This window comes from Fibrobacter sp. UWB12 (assembly GCF_900142485.1).
Classification (GTDB): domain Bacteria; phylum Fibrobacterota; class Fibrobacteria; order Fibrobacterales; family Fibrobacteraceae; genus Fibrobacter.
Genome location: NZ_FRAZ01000001.1, coordinates 26,290 through 46,744, shown reverse-complemented (window position 1 = coordinate 46,744; position 20,455 = coordinate 26,290). Strand labels below are relative to the sequence as shown.

Annotated in this window: 13 protein-coding genes; 1 reads left to right on the top strand and 12 read right to left on the bottom strand. The window is 46.6% G+C overall.

The features are described from left to right. Nucleotides 1-10 precede the first annotated feature (10 nt). Nucleotides 11-763 (top strand): RsmE family RNA methyltransferase, encoded by a 753-nt coding sequence (locus tag BUA34_RS00140; RefSeq protein ID WP_072826731.1) that lies wholly within the window; start codon nt 11-13, stop codon nt 761-763. A gap of 113 nt (nt 764-876) precedes the next feature. On the opposite strand, the gene purT is transcribed toward BUA34_RS00140, so the two are convergent. The 12 genes from purT to ftsW all read right to left on the bottom strand — a co-directional run bounded on the left by purT (nt 877) and on the right by ftsW (nt 20,440). Next, nucleotides 877-2,061 carry a formate-dependent phosphoribosylglycinamide formyltransferase gene (purT, locus tag BUA34_RS00135; RefSeq protein WP_072826730.1) on the bottom strand — a complete coding sequence of 395 codons (1,185 nt, stop codon included), beginning with the start codon at nt 2,059-2,061 and terminating at the stop codon, nt 877-879. 60 nt (nt 2,062-2,121) lie between these two features. Then, on the bottom strand, nt 2,122-3,030 hold the full coding sequence (locus BUA34_RS00130) for an FISUMP domain-containing protein (protein ID WP_175545397.1): 909 nt from the start codon (nt 3,028-3,030) through the stop codon (nt 2,122-2,124). A gap of 10 nt (nt 3,031-3,040) precedes the next feature. Beyond that, nucleotides 3,041-4,852, bottom strand: a complete 1,812-nt coding sequence (locus tag BUA34_RS00125) for an FISUMP domain-containing protein (protein WP_072826728.1) — start codon at nt 4,850-4,852, stop codon at nt 3,041-3,043. Nucleotides 4,853-4,863: 11 nt separating this feature from the next. After that, nucleotides 4,864-6,618, bottom strand: a complete 1,755-nt coding sequence (locus BUA34_RS00120) for an FISUMP domain-containing protein (RefSeq protein WP_072826727.1) — start codon at nt 6,616-6,618, stop codon at nt 4,864-4,866. A gap of 3 nt (nt 6,619-6,621) precedes the next feature. Beyond that, entirely contained in the window at nt 6,622-10,698 is a 4,077-nt protein-coding gene (locus tag BUA34_RS00115; RefSeq protein WP_175545396.1) for an FISUMP domain-containing protein, read from the bottom strand. 78 nt (nt 10,699-10,776) lie between these two features. Then, entirely contained in the window at nt 10,777-12,333 is a 1,557-nt protein-coding gene (locus BUA34_RS00110) for a hypothetical protein (protein WP_254794249.1), read from the bottom strand. A gap of 733 nt (nt 12,334-13,066) precedes the next feature. After that, the gene (gene ftsZ / locus BUA34_RS00105) at nt 13,067-14,710 is read right to left on the bottom strand and encodes a cell division protein FtsZ (RefSeq protein WP_072826725.1); all 1,644 of its coding nucleotides are present in this window, start codon (nt 14,708-14,710) and stop codon (nt 13,067-13,069) included. A gap of 32 nt (nt 14,711-14,742) precedes the next feature. Then, the gene (ftsA, locus tag BUA34_RS00100; RefSeq protein ID WP_072826724.1) at nt 14,743-15,984 is read right to left on the bottom strand and encodes a cell division protein FtsA; all 1,242 of its coding nucleotides are present in this window, start codon (nt 15,982-15,984) and stop codon (nt 14,743-14,745) included. Beyond that, on the bottom strand, nt 15,977-16,819 hold the full coding sequence (locus BUA34_RS00095; protein ID WP_254794248.1) for a cell division protein FtsQ/DivIB: 843 nt from the start codon (nt 16,817-16,819) through the stop codon (nt 15,977-15,979). Before BUA34_RS00095 ends, ftsA begins: the two co-directional genes overlap by 8 nt. Further along, nucleotides 16,816-18,198 (bottom strand): UDP-N-acetylmuramate--L-alanine ligase, encoded by a 1,383-nt coding sequence (gene murC, locus BUA34_RS00090; protein ID WP_072826723.1) that lies wholly within the window; start codon nt 18,196-18,198, stop codon nt 16,816-16,818. The genes BUA34_RS00095 and murC overlap by 4 nt, the downstream gene beginning before the upstream one ends. Next, nucleotides 18,198-19,268, bottom strand: a complete 1,071-nt coding sequence (gene murG / locus BUA34_RS00085; RefSeq protein WP_072826722.1) for an undecaprenyldiphospho-muramoylpentapeptide beta-N-acetylglucosaminyltransferase — start codon at nt 19,266-19,268, stop codon at nt 18,198-18,200. Before murG ends, murC begins: the two co-directional genes overlap by 1 nt. Further along, nucleotides 19,265-20,440, bottom strand: coding sequence for a putative lipid II flippase FtsW (gene ftsW / locus BUA34_RS00080; protein WP_072826721.1), 1,176 nt, complete (start codon nt 20,438-20,440; stop codon nt 19,265-19,267). The genes murG and ftsW overlap by 4 nt, the downstream gene beginning before the upstream one ends. Nucleotides 20,441-20,455 lie beyond the last annotated feature (15 nt).

Here is a 20,455-nt window from a genome sequence, read left to right as displayed (position 1 = left end):
TTTTACAGCCATGAAAACTCCCGATAGCCGTTTCTATTGCCCGTTAATTACTGAGGGCACCATTGTCCTGGATGAAAACGAAAGTAGCCATGCCGTGCGCGTATGCCGTGCCGCAAATGGCGACATTCTACAGCTCTGCGACGGACTCGGGCATTATGCCGATGCAACAATCACCAAGGCAGACTCCAAGGCCTGCGAAGTGCAAGTCGACAAAGTCGAAGACGCGCCGTTCAAACGTCCGCGCTTGAATCTCGGCATCGCTTGCCTCAAGGACGATGCGCTCGAAGAAGTCGTTTTTCATGTAGCGCAAACAGAAACGGACAGCATCGTCTTTTTACGTACAGACTATTCGCAGGAACCCAAGAATTCCGACTTGCACAAGCTCGTGCGCCGTTCAGAACTCAAGAGTCTCGTGAGTTTAAAGCAATCCAAGAAAGCCTGGATGACACGCATCGAGGGCCCAATTGAATTCAGCAAGTGGCTCAAGGATTATCAAGGCGACTTGATTCTCTGCGACATCGACGGGGAACGCAAATTGGATTTGGGTTTAGGGGAAAACGCGAACAGTTCCGAGAACACAGCAAACAATGTGCCCGCCAAGCCGGTTACTTTACTTGTAGGCCCCGAAGGCGGATTTTCTCCACGCGAAATAGAAGCAATAAAGACCTTCCAGAACGGGAAGGTCCATTTACTGAATCTCGGCAACACTCGCTTGCGAGCAAGAACAGCCGCAGTTATCGCACTAGGGAAAGTGATTTATTAGGCAGCAGGTATTAGGGATTAGGTTTTAGGTAAATTATCGCGGCTCCGCCGCCCCATTACAAACGGGCTTAAGCCCGTGTTTTTTCCTAGAACCTACAACCTACCACCTAAAACCTACAAACTAACTTTCACTTTTTCGCGCATAGCCATGACAGTTGCCTTGGCTTCTTCGACTGTGTCGCGACGAGCAAGGAGAACGCCCATACGGCGGTGACCCTTGAGTTCCGGCTTTCCGAACAAGCGAAGGCCCGTATCCGGTTCTGCAAGAACTTCTTCGAGACCGCTGAACTTCACATGGTCAGAATTGCCATCGACGACGATTGCCTTTGATGCGCTCGGGCCGTGGAAAGCGATGTTCGGAATCGGGAGACCGAGAATAGCGCGGGCGTGCAATGCAAATTCAGAAAGGTCCTGAGAAATGAGCGTCACCATGCCCGTATCGTGCGGACGCGGAGAAACTTCGCTGAACAAGACTTCGTCCTTGCAGACAAACAATTCCACACCAAAGATGCCGCGACCGCCAAGAGCGTCCGTGACTTTCTTCGCAATGACCTTTGCCTGTTCCAAGAGTTCCGGCTTCATCGGCTGCGGCTGCCAAGATTCCTGATAGTCGCCACCCACCTGGTGGTGACCAATCGGTTCCAAGAAGCTGGTGCCGCCCACATGGCGAACCGTGAGCAAAGTAATTTCGTAATCGAACGGCACAAAGCCTTCGACAATCACGCGGCTAGCAGCACCAGTGCGACCACCCGTCTGGGAAATGTTCCAGGAATTTTCAACGTCGGCTTCGGTCTTGATGACACTCTGACCATGACCGGAAGAACTCATCACCGGCTTTACAACGCACGGGATACCGATTTCTTTGACCGCAGCCTTGAAATCTTCGTAGTTATCGGCAAAGCGGTACGGGCTCGTCTTGAGTCCGAGCTCTTCGGCAGCCAAGCGGCGGATGCCTTCACGGTTCATCGTAAGCTTGGTGGCCTTTGCTGTCGGAATGACGTTGTAGCCTTCCTTTTCAAGTTCCACGAGCGTGTCCGTTGCAATCGCTTCGACTTCCGGCACGATGTAATCCGGTTTTTCCTTTTCAATGACGGCGCGGAGTTCCTTGCCATCAAGCATGTTGATCACGTAGCTGCGATGAGCCACCTGCATGCCCGGAGCGTTGGCGTAACGGTCTACAGCAATCACTTCAACGCCAAGACGCATCATCTCGATGATGACTTCCTTGCCCAATTCGCCAGAACCGCAAAAGAGAACCTTTGTTGCGGTAGAACTAAGAGGTGTACCGATTTCAGCCATAAAAACTCCTTGTTGTGACTACAAATATAAATATAGTTGGCACGACCGAGGAATCACCCCCTATAAATCATCCAATTCATAATCAGAAGAACCATCATCATCGTTTTTAGGGCATACAGACAATTCCTTTGCGATAGAATCTGGAATCATCTCTTTATCGGAGATAGATTCATCAACCATCACTTCAGTTTTTTGTAAAGGTTCATCCCTAAGGCAACGAACCGAAAACGCATCGCTAGTTCCTCCCCAAACGGGGCTCACTTCGTAGCTACAAAAAACATATTCTGGACAACAACGGCATTTCGTTTGCAATTTGCACTGTTTTACCAAGCGTATCGCACCACGCGGTCCCCAAAAAACAGCTATTTTACCTTCATTTTCATAACCAAAAAAGTTCAAGCCACCTGCAGGTAACGCCGCAAAGCCATATTTATCTTCACCCAAAATATCAAAACAGAAACGGTAATTTTGTTTGCATTTAGTCCAGCCCGCTTCCGGTCCCGATGACAACAGATCACCCCTGCCTCGCACATAGGTCAATAGAGTATCCCATTCTGTTTCCGTTGGCAAATGCCAACCTATGGGGCATGCACCTTGTACAGCAAAAGCCGAGACAGAGTCTCTACAACGCTTGCTTCTTACACAAAGCGAATCAGTAAGATTCATCGCAGCGCCCCACGTGTAAAGACGCCCATACTTAATGCAATTACTCGGATGGTCATCGTAGCAATAGCTTTTTTCCATCTTGTAATTCAAATTTTCCGCCATCCAAGTTTGCCCGCCAATGTTCACCATTCGGTACACCTGTCCATCGCGGGAATCCGTAAAAAATTCACCAGCGTTATTCATAACATAGGAAGGCGATTCAGCAATTTCATCACTAGACAAATTTTTTGTAGCACTGCAGGCATCAAGCATCACAAAAGCAAGAGCGCAAATAAAAAAGAACTTAACGATTCGTTTATCCATAATCATTTTATTAATCCTTTATGCAACGAACCGAATTCATAAAAGTACTATCACCATCGTGACGCAAATACGCATTTTCGCTATCGTGAATCAGTTCTACAAAAGACTTGGAATCAGACGAGCGCATATCTCCATTCCCTACACTCCAGAACCGAGTATTCTTAGTTTCAGCCTCATAGTCCTCTATTTTCACTTTCCAAATATCTGGAGTCCCTATGAAAAAAGCCTTACCCGCAGGAAACGCCGAAAATCCATAATCATCCGTACAATATTCACAATTTATAACAATCTTCTCTCCGAATTTCTTTTCGTACTTTTCCCAACCCGTCTTAGACTTGAGCGCTCGGCCAACAACCGAGAAAGAGTCTTTTCCCAAAGACAGTCCCCCTACCGCCTTAAATAAAGTTTTCCATTCCGAATCAGTCGGTAAATGCCAACCCGTCGGGCATACGTTTTTTGCGGTACTTTCTAAATAAAGGCGGCCATATTTCGAACAACCGTCAAAATTTTTGTCATAACAAAAAGTAAAACAGGTATCGTAATTTAAGTTCTCAGCCATCCAAGTTTGGGAGCCAATCGTCACTGTCCTATAGCTTCGGCCATCCCGTGAATCCGTTAAAGTTCCTTTGAAAACATCTTTCACACAACGGACAGACAAAGCCCTCCCCTTGTAATCAATTACACGACGAGCGCCCTTGTCATAATAAATCAAGAATAAACTATACGCATCATCAGCCGAATGTTCTTGAGAACTCCAAAAAAATGCATAACGTCCATTGCCATGAATAGGAATCGCATTGAACCCATAAGCATCCCAGCCATTCCCACGATTAAACCAACCTACTGTCGACTTGAAAGCATTGCCTGCATAAGCAGAATCAATTACGGCATAAAACAGGATATTCAAATCTTCTTGCATCGGCAAATGCCAGCCATCAGGACACACATTCATCACATCGGCCCATGTGTAAAGGCGGCCTAGAGAACAGGCGCTATCGCTTTCATCAGCACACGAACTATTGGCAGTCTTGTAATTCAAGTTTTCAGCCATCCAAGTCCGTAAACCCATCGTGACCGTCTTGTAAACATGACCATCGCGAGAATCGACGAAAACTTCTTGAACCTTAGACGAATCTTTTGGAATAAAGTTCGGATTGACTACAGAAATCGCAGAACTCGATGAAGCGAGAGGAACTTGTTGCGGCAAGCTATCGGCTTCAACAAAATGGTTCTCCGCATTGTTCATAACACAGCGAACCGATAGACCAAGTTTTTTATAATCGGCAATAAATTCTACACTGTCGCTGGAATAAGACAGAAAAACGGCATACGCATCGTCTTTATTACTATCTGTAGAACTCCAAAAAAGCGCATTGCGTTCCTTAGCATCGAAAATACGGCTAGCTTTTGTTTTAACAACAAAATCATAACCCGCAGGAATCGCTTGAAAACCGAAATTATCAAGACCATCGCCTTCATGGATCCAGCCCTTTGCAGACTTGAGCATTTTTGCGGCTAACGATGTTCCCCCCACTTGATCCATCAAGAAATCCCATTCCATTCGCGACGGCAAATGCCATCCAGCCGGGCAAACGCTCCTCGCCTCGTTCCAAGTATAAAGGCTGCCATATTTTATGCAATTGTAAACATGATTATCATAACATGTTCCGCCAAAATTCAGATTTTCAGCCATCCAGATTTGATTGCCAATTTGGGTTGTCTTATATATTTGACCATCACGCGGGTCTTTCATGGAGCCGTATGCAAGAACAGCAGGCAAGAGCAAGAAAACAACAGATAAAAGAGAACAAAGTGACCTCATAGTCTATTCCTCTAATCCATCACGCAGCGAACGGAATAAGCCTTGTTGTTGGAATGATTCATATCAACATTAAAGGCATCGTGTTTCAATTTCACGTAATAGAAATTTTCATCATCAGGCTCCTGAGAGCACCAAAAATTGGCAGACTTGCCTTCTTCCCTATCAACACTAGAGCCATAGCCAGCGGGAATTGCCGAAAATCCAAACGGATCCATTCCATTTCCATCATTTATCCAGCCGGTTTTAGACTTTAGTACACTTCCCGCCATAAATTGTCCACCGACCGCATTGAATAACGTTTCCCATTCCGATGGAGACGGCAAATGAAAACCTGCAGGGCAAACTTCCATAGCCACGCGTTCCTCGTAAAGACGACCGTACTTGGCACAGTTACTCGGAATTTTGCCATAGCAATAACTTTTACCGGGAACATCATAATTCAAATTCTCCGCCATCCACGTCTGTTCACCAATTTTTATGGTTTTATAAGTTTGTCCGTCACGTTTGTCCGTCATAAAGGACTCAACACCTTTTTCGACTTTCACCGGTAAGCTTGCGGGATTAACCTTTTCTCTAGCACCATCCTTAACGCAACGAATCGAAGACCGCGCCGAATAATCCTGGTCGATAATATTCGCCATATCCGTATAGAAAGCCAAGGACATGAAATATGCATGGTTTGAATCACTTTCTGCAAAGCTCCAAAAATCTGCATTTCCATCAGAGACTTGAACCGTTGAATAAGCAATACCTGTAGACATTGCAGAAAATCCATATTCATCTTCACAATCGTCGCAACGATCCCAACCTGTTTTAGCCTTGAGCGTCTTACCCGCTACACGTTGCCCCCCAACAGCAGAGAACAAGGTATACCATTCCGCAATTGACGGCAAATGCCAACCTACAGGACATGCATTTTTCGCATTATCCCATCCGTAATAACGACCTCGTACATCGCACGTACTATCATCAGCCCAACATTCAGAGCCCGCCATGTCATAGCTTAAATTTTCGGCCATCCATGTTTGGTCGCCTATATTTACTGTTCTATACACATGACCATCGCGGGAATCAACCATAGAATGTTCTGTGCGCAATAATGACGACGTCGGAATTCCTTGTCCATCTTCATCCATTATGCAACGAATGTAATTATCCATATACTTAGAATGTTTGTCTAAAGACATATCGTTATTATAGGAAAACAACCTATACGCCCGATCTTCATCATATATGGTAGAACTCCAAAAGCCAACATCTTTATATATTCTACGCTCATTCATCAACCTGGGCACAAACCCCACCGTATCTTTTTTATCTAATAAAGAAATCAACTTTTTCCATTCATCGTGAGAAGGTAGATGCCAGCCCGCAGGGCAAATTCCACGCACCGGATAAGTCGGAGAACACGATACCCATAGTCCACAGCCTTCACCATTTTTTGCAAATACCGCAGAACTATCCATAGCATTGCCCCATTCGTATAAACGTCCAAATCGAGCGCAATTAACGTCGAGATTATTTAGGCATTCACTGCCATCCGTTTTATAGTTCAAATTTTCGGCCATCCATGTTTGCTCACCTATTTTCATGGTCCTATAGACTTGACCATCGCGAGAGTCCACAAGAATCTCGCGAGATGACGTTTCTGATTTTGCAGCAGCATCATCAGAAACCACCGTTGCATTTTTAGAAGAACTGCAGGCGACAAGCGTTGCAAAAACAGAGCAAAAAACAAAAGCAATTAACGCAACACGTTTACTCATAACTTAATCCTTGATGCAACGAATATTTGCTCCATAATTTTTTTCAAAACTGTCCCTGTAACCATCAAGTTCGACACTTTCGATACCGCTATACATAAGCAGAAGATAGGATTTACGTTCACGCGATTCCGTAGAAGTCCAAAAGCCAGCCGTTTCGCCGGTGTATTTAAAGTTACCTTTGCCATCCCTAAGCCCAGTAGGGAGTGCTGAGAACGAATAATCATCCGAGCCATTTCCATTGTCTTTCCAACCAACCGTTGAACGAAGCATTTTACCAGCCACAAACTTACCACCGACACCACCTATAAAATCATTACATTCTCCAAAAGACGGCAAATGCCAACCTTCAGGACAAATTCCTCGTACATGACCCTTCGGTTTACATTTTTCATCATCCACCATGTAGCCACAACCTTTACCATTGGGGCTAAATTCACCTACGCTATCCATAGCAACTGCCCAAGTATAAAAGCGACCGTATTCAGCACATTTATCTAGTTCACCCTTATAGCAATAGCTATTGGCAGTTTGATAGTTCAAGTTTTGAGCCATCCAAGTCTGCGTGCCTACAGTCACCGTTTGATAAACTTGATTGTCGCGAGAATCGATCATAGTCCCCTTGATTACACTTGAAGGAGAAACAACAGAAAAAGATGAAGAAGAGCTACTTGATTTCGCAAACGAACTAGAAGACATTTTCGAGGAAGAAGACTCTACAGCATCCACATCATTCATGACACAGCGAACGGAGTGCGCTTCGCGTTCATCACTAGACAAAGAAAAAGAAAATTCTATAACGGACGCTCCAATAACAGAAGCTACAGAAGTCACATAATCAAAATGCACAACATCATATTTCGGGTAGCGATCAGACCAATACAAGTGTTTTTCTGGAGTCCAGAAATATGCATCAAGTCCACCCTTGAAATATTCTCCCATTTCATTTCTTTTTGCCCCAGGAAGTACCGAAAATCCATATTCATCTTTACTTTTACGGTCGTTATACCAGCTTTGGGCATCTTTAAGCTTATATCCGGCTATAAGTGGTCCACCCACTGATTTGAACAGATTTTCCCATTCCGCACGAGTGGACAAATGCCACCCGCCTGGACATGCTTCATTTGCGGCATTCCCTTTATAAAGGCGACCATACTTAGCACAATTTTCCAGACTATCTCCAAGGCAATAGCTATCCGTTGTTTTGTAATTCAGATTTTCAGCCATCCAGGTCTGTTTACCTATTTTCACAGTCTTGTAGATTTTGCCATCACGACCATCCACCAAAGAATCTTTAACAACATTCAATGGAGATACCGTTGCAGAGCCGAGTATCGTCGCCTTCTTTTTACGAACTGGTTTCGCCTTTTTTGATTTTGCCACAGGCGGTTCACTATCTAAAACACATCGAATCGGGATTTCATAAGAATCCTTGTCTTCCCCCCATTTTACAGGATTTTCACTATCAAGAATTACAAACGAGTGATCCGTAGAACTCCAGAAATTCGCATAACCGAAATCTCCATATTTTCTTTTGCTATGGCGACGAGGCATTGATTTTTCTTTGGATTTTTGTGGAGTTTCGTACTCCTTGAGACCTGATTGAAGCACCGTGAACCCAAAACGATCCGCAAGCTTAATGCGCGGTGTTTTTTCTTCAAACCGATGGGAAATGCCAAAATTCCATTCCAAGCCCGATGAACATTTTGACCAACCTACAATCCGACCACATTTATTGCTAGGCACGGCATGAAGCGTTCGGCCCGCCACGGAATCACCACCCACAGTTGCAAATAAAGTATTCCATTCTACAGAATCAGGTAAATGCCAGCCCGCAGGGCAAGCATTCTTTGCCGCAGCCCATTTGTAATAGCGTCCATACTCAGCACAAGAAGGAAGAGTATCCCTTTCGCAACTGCTATTTTCCATCTCGTAATTCAAGTTTTCCGCCATCCACGTCTGCGAACCAATTCTCACAGTCTTATAGGTCTGACCGTCACGCTCATCCGTCATAGAACCATATTCAACATGCACCGAAGATGATGACAAAATTTCAGTATCCGTTTTTCTTTCACTTTCCGATGTAATTTCATCCTTGACGCAACGCACTGAAAATCCACGATTTTTTTCTTCAAACTCATACGGCGAAGAAAAATCGTTTTGCATTCTCTCATACCAAGCTCTAGTCACATCTTCTTCTGAAGAACTCCAAAAAGCAGCGATATACCCCATAAGATAAGTACCGTCAATATCCTTATCCCCAGCCGGAAGCGCCGAAAATCCATAAACATCCCTACCATTACCATTTATCCAGCCTTCCCTAGACTTCAACAAATACACTCTATTGGGGGCAACAACTCTCTTCAACGTATCCCATTCAGCCTTCGTCGGCAAATGCCACCCAGCAGGGCAAGCGCCTTGTACTAGTTTTGTTAGCGAACAACGTCTATCGTAACCACATTCTTTGCCTGTTGCACGGAGAATGTTTACGCTATCTACCGCAGAAGCCCACGTATAAAGACGACCATACTTAGCGCAATTACGATATTCATTCTGGTAACAGAAACTACCCACCGTTGCGTAGTTCAAGTTTTCCGCCATCCAAGTTTGCTTTCCAATAGTTACAGTCTTGTACAGCCTGCCATCGCGGGAATCAGTTACAGATCCTTTCTCAACTTTCAAAGAAGAACTTGATTTAGCCATAGAACTAGAGGATAAATCAACAGCCGGTTCTCCTTTTAAACAGCGGACAGACATGCCAATTTTTTTGTCATCAACATCCAAATCAACTTTATCGTAATAATACAGGGACAATCCATACGCACCGTCATTCTCTTCTGAGGAACTCCAAAAGAAAGCACTTTCACCATCGGCGCTATACGAGCCATCACTAAATCGAATACCGCCCGGCAAAGCGGCAAAGCCAATTTCATCAAAGCCATTTTGTCCATTAAACCAGCCATCAGAAGACTTGAGCGCATTGCCTGCCAAATTCAATTTTATCACATAAGCCCAACCATCCCTTATACGTTGTCTCCACTTACCCAGTAAATTTTGCAATTCACTTTTTGTTGGCAAATGCCAGCCTACAGGGCAAGCATTCTGAGCGGCCGACCATGTATAAAGTCTTCCGTATTTATCGCAATTCGAATCGTCATTCGCCCGACAATAACTCTCATCTTTTTTGTAATTGAGATTTTGAGCCATCCAAACTTGACCACGGAATTTTACAGTCTTGTAAATTTGACCATCACGGGTATCAACCAAAGAATCTAATTCAACCTTTTGAGATGACGATGAGCTTGTCGCCGATTCTGAACTTGAGTAATTCGACAATTCAAGGCTATCGTTTTGCACGCATCGAACTGAAAAAGCAGATTCTGGAAGATTTTTATTAATACTAATAGAATCCTTATAGTAGTAGAAAGACACACTATTCGAATCTACCGAGCTCCAGAATACAGCATTCTTTTCTTCTGCAATATAATAGACATCATCCTTTTTGGAGAAAAAATCCCCGAAAGAATTCGGTCCGCCCTTTGCACCAGCCGGAAGCACCGAAAATCCATAATCATCTACGCCATTACCCCCATTCAGCCAGCCAAATGAAGATTTAAGTTTTTTTCCTGCAAAACTTTTTCCACCGACAAAAGAAAACAACGCATTCCATTCGGTTGTATCGGGAAGATGCCAACCTACAGGACATGCATTTACCGCCTGTTTTTGTGGATAAAGATATCCGAATTTGACACAGTTGCTAACGAAGCCTTCATAACAAAAACTAGAAATTCGCTCCTCTTCGTATCCTTCCTCACCCATTGCCTCAAAGCCATTTCCATATACAATAAACTTGTAATATTTTTCGAATTTATAATTCAGGTTTTCGGCCATCCAAGTCTGTTCGCCGATTTTCACGGTCTTATAAATTTGGCCGTCACGGTTATCTGTCATGGTTCCGTATTCAACACCATCACGCAAAGGATTTTCTGCATCGCTAGACGAATTTCGTGTAGAGCCACACGCAGCCAAAACTACAAGTATAAACATACTTGCAACAGACAGAAAAGCACATCGTTTACTCATGATCCTCATCCTTTATTAAGGATATAAATACAAATTTAGTAAACGAATTTCCAACTAAATTTTGGAAAAAAGAACTTATTAGAACTTCATATCCACAGGATTGAAGTTGAATTTCACGCCAGAGCGAATCCAAGCATCGGAACCATCTTCATTTTTGTCGTGTGCAAGATTGCGGAACACACGGAATCCACCTCCTGCATAGAATTTGAACCAATCCGACACTTTTCTTTCATACAAAACATCAACGAGGAACTGTTTTTCGACAATGCCTGAAAGCGAATTTTCTGATTTCAGCGCTTTGTCATAATCCGTATAAATTTCCTTATCGCCTTGGCGGAGCCAAGCAAGAGTAAGCGATGCCGAATGAACGCTCCATTTCCAGTTCATATCAAACCACAAATCTAGTGCATCACCACCGCGGCGATACCCAACAGGATAATCGACAAAATAAGCGTCGGCGTAATCGCTGTCGCCCTGTTCGCGGTAGTTACTGCGGTAATTGCGACGTCCCGTATACTTCAAAAGCGGGAGTCTGCTATTGCCCGCCGCTGGATCTGTTTTCACAACATCCAAGCGCCACGAGAATTTGCCGTAGTTGCGGGTTTCAAGTTCGTGATAGTAGCCCACCATGTAATTAATAATGGAGCGGTTTGTTCCCATCTTTTTGTCTTCGCCAACCGGGCTTGCAATATCTTCCATATTAATTTGCGTATAGAATTTTGCACCATTCGAAGTCTTGTACCCTAATTCAACGGAAGTCGCTGCAGAAGTATATCCCGTCGCATAATTATCATGCCAATACATGAACGGGTTGAACGAGCGGAATTCCAAGGATTTGCCACCAATCATACTTTGTTCCACAAGGTAAAGCCAGAACTTGCGCGTATCTACACCGAGTCTATGGAAAACCAAGTTCTTCACATTTTCCGTATAAGTGCGATTGCGCTGATTGCTCACCTGATGACCTGGCTGCGTACATTTTTGGGCATACGCTTCGCTACCTTCCGGCGGGCAACCCGTCTCGTGATTTATCACATCATAAAAAAGCCAAGCATTCAACGAACTCAATAAAAAGTCATAACGGAAAATTCCAATTTTCAAATTCCAGTGAATACCATCATGGTATGGCAAGCCACCAAGGAATACATCATTCTTGGAAATTTTCAAGTCTTCAGGATCAAAACGACCGAACTGAACGAAACCCACAGAGTTATCCCACTTGGCATAAGCGTTAATCGGGACATTGATATCAAGTTCACTAGGCTTGTAGGTGAAATTCGTCTTAAGTTCGCTATTATACCAAGCCTCCAAATCCTTGCGCAAAGGAGCTTCGAGCAAGAAATGGAAATTCTTGTAGCCTGCGCGGAAGCTCAGCATAAAGAACGGCTCAACGCGTTCCTCGTAACTGCGGGCCGTTTCGAGCGGAATGCGGAGACCACGCCAATTTTTGCCATACTTATCGACAGTATCTACGGCAAACATCGGGTCAGTCGGGCCACCGTTAAAACCGATATTGAAATCAGTCCCCAACTGGAAATAACCGGATTTCGGTTCGGACTTCTCCGAGACATTTTCAGCCGAAGCAAACACCGCCACAGCCGCCAAGCAAGCAAATAATAATGTACGAGATAGCATAATATAAATGTATTAAAAAGTTTTTTAAAAGGAGATGCCCGCTCAAGGCGGGCATGACAAATCAGGTATGAAGCGGGTACACCGTGAGCCATAAGCGGCACGGCGTAAGCGTGCCGTGTTGGCGAGAGCGGAGCGCCGACGGAGTTTTTCTATTGATTCAAAGCGTAGCGGACATCCGTGAGCCGGAATGACCAAGCGCAAGTTGGTCATGAAGGCGACCTTTGACCACTTAGTGCTTTAGCACTTATGTGGGCATGGCCACCTTTAGGTGGTAGTGAGGCGAAGACGGAGCTTTTCTATTGATTTAAAGCGTAGCGAACATCCGTGAGCCGGAATGACCAAGCGCAAGTTGGTCATGAAGGCGACCTTTGACCACTTAGTGCTTTAGCACTTATGTGGGCATGGCCACCTTTAGGTGGTAGTGAGGCGAAGACGGAGCTTTTCTATTAAATCAAAGCGGAGCGGACACCTGTGAGCCATAAGCGGCACGGCGTAAGCGTGCCGTGTTGGCGAGAGCGGAGCGCCGACGGAGCTTTTCTATTAAATCAAAGCGGAGCGGACACGATAAGGACCACCCAGGCAGGGAGACCCGGGTGATCCCTTGTGTTGTGGTAGGTGCGCACTCACGCACCCGTGTGTGTGTGTGTTCTTTCTCGGAGGCGCACTCGAAAACATTCGAACGCACCAGGTCGAATTTTTGGGTATTACAATGTAGGCTAATCGTTATACACGATTAGAACAAGTCATTCATACGCATGAAGGCCGGCAAGTCGTAATCGACATTGCTTTCCTTGAGTGCGTCTTCGGAACCTTTCTGGTTACGCATGAAAGCCGGAGTACCATAGTCCACAGCGCTCACCTGTTCGGTCTGAGCCGGACGAGATTCCTGCTTGAAGGAGTTTGCGTAGTTGCCGTTAGAAAGCGGATCTGCATCGGCAGCACCCGGCATTTCTTCCGTTTCGCGGAGCGTTGCAGTTGCGGTTGCAACAGCTTCTTCTGCATAGCCGGCCTTTGCGTCAAAGCTCGGGGAGGCAAAAGAAGATGCCGGAGCGAACATGGCCGCAGCCTGGTTCATCGGAGTTGCCGGACGAGCGCTTGCATAGGTGTTCTGCGGAGCAGAAGCGTAAGACGGAGCGGCAGAAACGGTGCGCTGAGCAACAGCCGGAGCAACGATAGTCGGAGCAGCAGCAGGCATTGCAGCGGTCGGCATTGCAGATGCCGGCATAGCAGCAGTAGCACGGCCAGCGAGAGCGACGAAGTTAGTCGTCGGACGCGGAGTAGCCTGCACCGGAGCAGCCGGGGTCTGATAAGCCGGCTGGTAACCAGCAGTACCAATACCAGCGTAGCCTACAGCAGCAGCATTGTTCGTGCCACCGCAACCCGTTGCGATAATGGTGATGCAAACCTTGTCGCCAAGTTCCGGAAGAGTGATATCACCGACGATGATGTTCGGATTGCCTTCTTCGCCCACAGCGTCGTAAATGTGTTCCATTGCTTCGTTGTGTTCGAGCAAGGAGTAGTTTTCGCCATGAGAGACGTTGATGAGCACGCCAGAAGCACCCTGAATATCGATATCTTCGAGAAGCGGAGAAGAAAGAGCTGCATCGGCAGCGGCAACACCGCGGCCTTCGCCTTCAGCCGTACCCGTACCCATGAGAGCGGAACCGCCCTTGAGCATAACCTTGCGGATATCAGCAAAGTCAACGTGCACAAGACCATGACGGAACATGATGCTGCAGATGCTCTGCACTGCATTGCCGAGGATTTCGTCAGCCATCTTGAAGGCTTCATCAACAGTAGCGTTCTTGTTCGTGTTCTGGATGAGGTTCAAGAGCTTCTTGTTTTCGATAACGATGATGGTGTCAGCAGCTTCGCGGAGAGCGCGAACGCCATTCTGAGCCAAGGAATTACGTACATTACCTTCGAAGCGGAACGGCTTTGTGACAACGGCAACCGTAAGGATGCCAAGTTCACGAGCAACAGTTGCAACGATCGGAGCAGCACCCGTACCGGTACCACCGCCCATGCCCGCCGTAACGAACACGAGGTCAGCACCCATCATGGCCTTCTTCAAGTCATCGATGTTTTCTTCGACAGCCTTGCGACCCATTTCCGGATCCATGCCAGCACCGAGATTTCTCGTGCTCTTTTCACCGATAAGGATCTTGTGGTCAGCGAGACTCTGGTCAAGAGCCATAGCATCGGTATTGATAGCGTAGTATTCTACACCTTCAATATTCATCTGCTTCATGCGGTTAACAGTGTTACCGCCGGCACCGCCGACGCCAAACACCTTTACCTTGGCGTTTCTGGATGGAGTATCGTCACCCGTGATACGAGACATTGCCTCGAAGTTGATGTTTTCATAGTCACTCATAGTTTATCTCCCTGATTTGAGTGGTTTAACGGTTAAAAGTAAGTCTTGATGATGTCGCGAATGCGCTGCATACCCTTCTTTACAGAAACGAGCAATTGGGTATCCGTGTCACGCTGTTTTCTTTCGCGATGTTTCTTGTTCGCGTAGTACAAAAGGCCAATGCCCGTTGCATAAGACGGATTCTGGAACGCTTCCTGAATGCCGCTCATGCCTCTCGGCTTACCGATATGGACAGGCTTTTTGAATACTTTAGCTGCAATTTCTTCAATCCCAGGAAGGTTGCAGCAACCACCCGTAAGTACAATACCGCCATCAATAACGGTATCTAGGTGATGCTTTTCCAAATCCTTCGCCAAAAGCTTGAAGATTTCTGCAACACGCGCAGTAATAATTTGTGCCAAAAGTTTACGAGAACAAAGAACTTCTCCACGGTCACCCACACCTGGGACCGGGAAGGTTTCATCTTCAATCAAATTGTTGAGCGAGCATGTGCCATACTTTTTCTTGAGTTCTTCGGCCTTAGTGAGAGAAACCGGAACCTGAAGGCACTTGCTAATATCACTTGTAATAATGTTACCGGCCATGTCAAGCGATGCCGTATAACGCACGGAATCCTTCACAAAAACGGCCACGTCGGCAGAACCTGCACCAATGTCAATCAATGCTACACCAAGTTCGCGTTCATCATTCGAAAGCACAGCAGATGCAGCCGCAAGCGGTTCAAGCACAAAGCCTGCTACCTGAAGCCCTGCACGAGTCACGCACTTTGCAATATCCTGGAGAGCGTTCGGGCGTGAGGTAACCACCTGAACTTCAACACCGAGGCGACGGCCAGAATAGCCCTTGGGATTGCGGATACCCGTTCTGTCATCCAGCGTATACTCACCCGGGAAAACATGGATGATTTCGCCAGCCTTGTCGGGAAGCGTACTTGCAAGTCTCTGGACGTTCACGATATCTTCATCGCGGACTTCGTTTGTCGGTAACGACACCAGACCCTTATAGCTGTATGACGACACATGCTTACCCGCAATGCCCACATAGACATCGCGCACATCGACACCAGCCGATGATTCAAGCATATGGACGGCCTTCTGCAATGTCTCGACGACAGAATCGTATTCATCGGACGATTCCAGCGGGAAGTCACCACATTCCACGACTCGGACGGATTCACCTTCCGAGATGCCGACAAACAAATTTACTTTCGAGGCACCGATATCGAGCCCGAAAATATAGTCCTCTTTTTTGACCATTTGCTTATTGTCATCCATTGATACACCTCTTATCGATGTTTTTTATATACGCAAATCCATGAAATCTCATATCGACCTCGCTAGCGCAAAGGAGATCTCTCCTAAAGCCCTTTCCGATAGCATCGTACAGAGTAAACAGATCCTTATCCCAGTTCGATTCCGGGAACATCACGCGGAATCCAACATCCTTGAAAAACACTTCAAATGCACGGTCTTTTTCTGACCAGCCCACCTGCGAAACGCGTTCGTAAAGTTGCTTATCCATCTTGCGCATGGCCGACAGGAACAAAGCCACTTGCTTTACCTTCCCCACCGATTCATTTTCAAGAATCGGCATGTGGAGAGCCGTCATCATGGACATCGGAAGCGAAAGTCCTCTTTCGGAATAGACTGTTCCCTTTCCGTTTTCGAGAACCGACAAAATCGGGGACGCTTCCTGAATCTTGATGAACAAAGACGACGGGAACTTGCTTTCGACTTCGGCTGAATGGATGAGAGGAATCTGCAAGAGCGATTTCTTGACAGAGTCTGCATCCAGTTCCGACATGAGCATGCCTGTTTCCACCTGGGCGCTCTGCACCACATCTTCCCAAGAAAGCATGCGATTGCCTTCAATTTCGATGTACTGCAAATGCCTGAATTCTAGCGGGTTAATTTGGTTCAAATAGAAACGACTCTGCCACAGTGCAACGCAGGCGATGACAAAGAGCAGGGTCAAAATCCAACCCTTGCGCTTGTACCAACGAACAGCACTGCCAATACGCTTCCGTCTAATACGGGAGCGCTTGCGTCTGCGCTTACGTTCGTTGTAGCCGATCCGTCGACCGAACATGTTCGTATCTTCTAAACTCAAATACTCTTCTCCAAAATCGTCTGGCCGAGTTTCCAAATGTTACCGGCGCCCATCAGAACAATCACATCGTTCGGCTTGAGCAATTCCTTGCAAACCGGAATCAAGTTGTTCACATCGCCAATAAAGCGGGCATCGCGATGGCCGCGGTCAGCAGCGCTGTTTGCCACCATAGCGCCCGTCACGCCTTCAATCGGCTTTTCACGAGACGGATAAATATCGGTCACCAAGAGTACATCGCAGTTGGAGAATGCGCTACCAAAAGCTTCGTGCTGGTCGCGAGTACGCGTAAACAAGTGCGGCTGGAAAGCAACAATGATTCGCTTGTCCGGGAACGCTTCGCGGAAACCGAGAAGTGTTGCCGTTGCTTCGGTCGGATGGTGAGCATAGTCATCAAAGACCATGACGCCGTTCTTTTCACCGATGAATTCAAAGCGACGCTTCACGCCTTCGAAAGCAGCTACAGCCTTGCGTGCAACTTCAATCGAAATACCTTCTTCAACAGCAAGTGCCACAGCAGCCGTTGCGTTCAAAACGTTATGACGGCCCGGAATCTGGAGCTTGAATTCACCGAGGCTCTTGCCATCACAGAGGATTTCAAACTGCGGATATCCCTTCACAAACGTGAGATTTTCAACGCGGTACTTTGCTTGGCGCGTAAAGCCGTAAGTAATCACCGGCTTCTTGAGGTGCGACAGAATCTGCTGCACGTTCGGGTCGTCAAGGCATACAATCACCTGACCGTAGAACGGAATCTTGTTTGCAAACTGAGTGAATGCATCCTTGATGGCATCGATATTCTCGTAAGTATCGAGATGGTCGGCATCGATGTTCGTGATGATAGCCGAAGACGGCATCATCGAAAGGAAGCTGCGGTCAAATTCGTCACTTTCGGCAATGAGGTAATCGCCATGGCCCACCTTGGCACCACTGCACTTCCCCTTCACAATGCCACCCACGATGATTGTCGGGTCAAGGCCAGCTTCTTCCCAAATAGCGCCAACGATAGAAGTCGTTGTCGTCTTGCCGTGCGTACCGGCAATGGAAAGCGTGTACTTGAGACGCATCAGTTCACCGAGCATTTCGGCACGGCGAATCACCGGAATACGGCGGTTGCGAGCTTCGACAAGTTCCGGATTGTCAAACGGAATAGCAGAAGAATAAACGACCAAGTCTGCATCTACGACATTTTTCGCTTCGTGCTTCGGGTCAATGCGAATGCCAAGACCTTTCAGATAGTCAATGACAGCACCTTCGCCCATATCGGAACCCGTCACCACAAAGCCATTTTCATGGAGCACTTCGGCAATCCCGGACATACCGGCGCCACCAATGCCCACAAAATGAAGGCGACGAACACGTTTACAATCATTAATCTGCATTACGTTCTCTCCATATCCAGAATAATTTTCGCAATTTGGTCAGCAGCATCGGGCATGCCAAGCGTTTTAGCGGCTTCGCTCATTTTCTCCAGACGTTCTGTATCGTACAGGAGCGCTTCTACCTTATTCCAAAGATCGTTCGGTTCATCATCAAGTTCCACAAGAGCGGCCCCGGCGTGTTCTACAACGCGGGCATTGTGTTCCTGATGGTTTGCAGTTGCATGCGGGTACGGGAGCAAAATAGACGGCTTACCAAATGCAAGAATTTCAGCAAGTCCCGAAGCTCCGGCACGGCTGATAATCAAATCAGCATGCTTCATGTACGCATAAATGTTATCCAAGAATCCGCGGACTGCAACGTTCGGCAAAATGCCAAGACGGTTGTTGATATCGTCCACGTTCTTTGCGCCCACCTGCCACACTACGCTAATATCTTCGTGGGCGGCAATGCGGCCAATGCTTTCTTCAATCTTGTTGTTGATGCCCACAGCACCCTGGGAGCCACCGACAATGAACACGGCCTTACGACCTTCACGGAATTCCACCGGGCGAGCCAAGGAATCTGCAGCAGGCAAATCACGAATCGGGTTCCCAAGAATACGAGTCTTTTCGATTGGGAATCCCTTCATTGCTTCTTCAGAGGTAACAAAGACCGTCTTTGCATAACGTGCGCCCACCTTGTTTGCAATACCGGCAACAGCATTCTGTTCCTGCAAATAAACCGGCTTGCCCATAGAACCTGCAGCAAGTACAATCGGGAGCGACACATAGCCACCCGTTGCCACAACAACATCGGGGTTCACCTTCTTCACGACGCTCTTTGCACGAATGAGCGATTTCGAAAGCTTGAACGGCAATGCCAAATTTTTAAGGAACGGTCCACGATGCAGAGGAACCGCCGAAATATATTCGTACGGCCAATCCTTAGCAACAAGGCGTTCTTCCATAGAATCCTTGCGGCCAGCAAACGTAATATCCGTAACACCCATCTTCTTTAAACTCTCGGCAATAGCCACTGCCGGGAATATGTGGCCACCAGTGCCACCGCAAACAAAGAGGAACTTTTTCATATAGAACTCCTTCTTGTCCTAAAATTCATGAACGAACCCGTGTCGAACGAAACATTGTTGCTTATATAAGGTTCACGAATGCTCTTTCCACTCGTCGGGCGCGAAATATTCAACAAAATTCCAATAAATGCTGCCGTAACCATCAAGTTCGTTCCGCCATAGCTAATAAACGGAAGCGGTTGACCTGTGGCCGGAATAAGCCTAACGCAAACGCAAACGTGAATCACGAAATTCATGAACACCGAAGTCGTAAGCGCCACAGCCAAATACCTACCAAATCGAGTCGTCGATGCCCTTGCAATGTTATAGCCCTGCGAGAACAAAATCGCAAAAGCAAGCAAGACCAAGAACGTACCCACAAATCCAAATTCTTCACCAATCACAGCATACACAACGTCTTTATGCGCTTCGGGCAAGTAACCCAGCTTCTGTTCGCCCATTCCAATGCCAGTTCCGAGGAATCCGCCATTTCCAAGTGCTTCAAGAGCATGATCCACCTGGTACTGCGAATTCTTCATAGTGCCATCGTTAGTAAAGAACGCAAGAATACGCTGGCGGGTATGCGACTTGCAAAGCATCGCGATAATTCCCATCGGCACACTCACCAAAACGCCCAAGCCCACATACTTATAGTTCGCGCCTGCAATCATGAGCAGCACAAGCAACAACGTGCAGAACATGATAAACATCGAGTAGTTCGGCTGGCTCAAAAGCAGAACCGCAGAAATACCAAGAGGAACCGCTGGTTGGATAATCGTACACTTGAGCGACTTGATTTCGTCGCCCGCATCCGAAAGTTTCGAACAAATCCAAATGATAAACGCAAACTTCAAAATTTCAGAAGGCTGGATACCAAAAATCCAACGAGAAGCGCCCTTCGTCGCAACACCTGAAATGGTTGCTGCCAAAGTAAGGACAGCACCCACGCCAAAGATAAAGCGAGCAAGGACCTTCCACAACGCATAATCAATCTTGCAGAACACCGCCAAAATAATCACCGAAGCAATAACCTTCGAAAGATGGGCCATGAGATAGTGTTCTGGGGACAAGTTCTTAGAAGATGCAACAGGGGCAGACGCAGAATAGATAATAGCGATGCCAAAGCACATTAATATTAATGTGACAAACAGCAAAAGCTTGTTCATTCCTTGTGTCTGAGCCGTTGAAGACATCTTAACTACAAATCC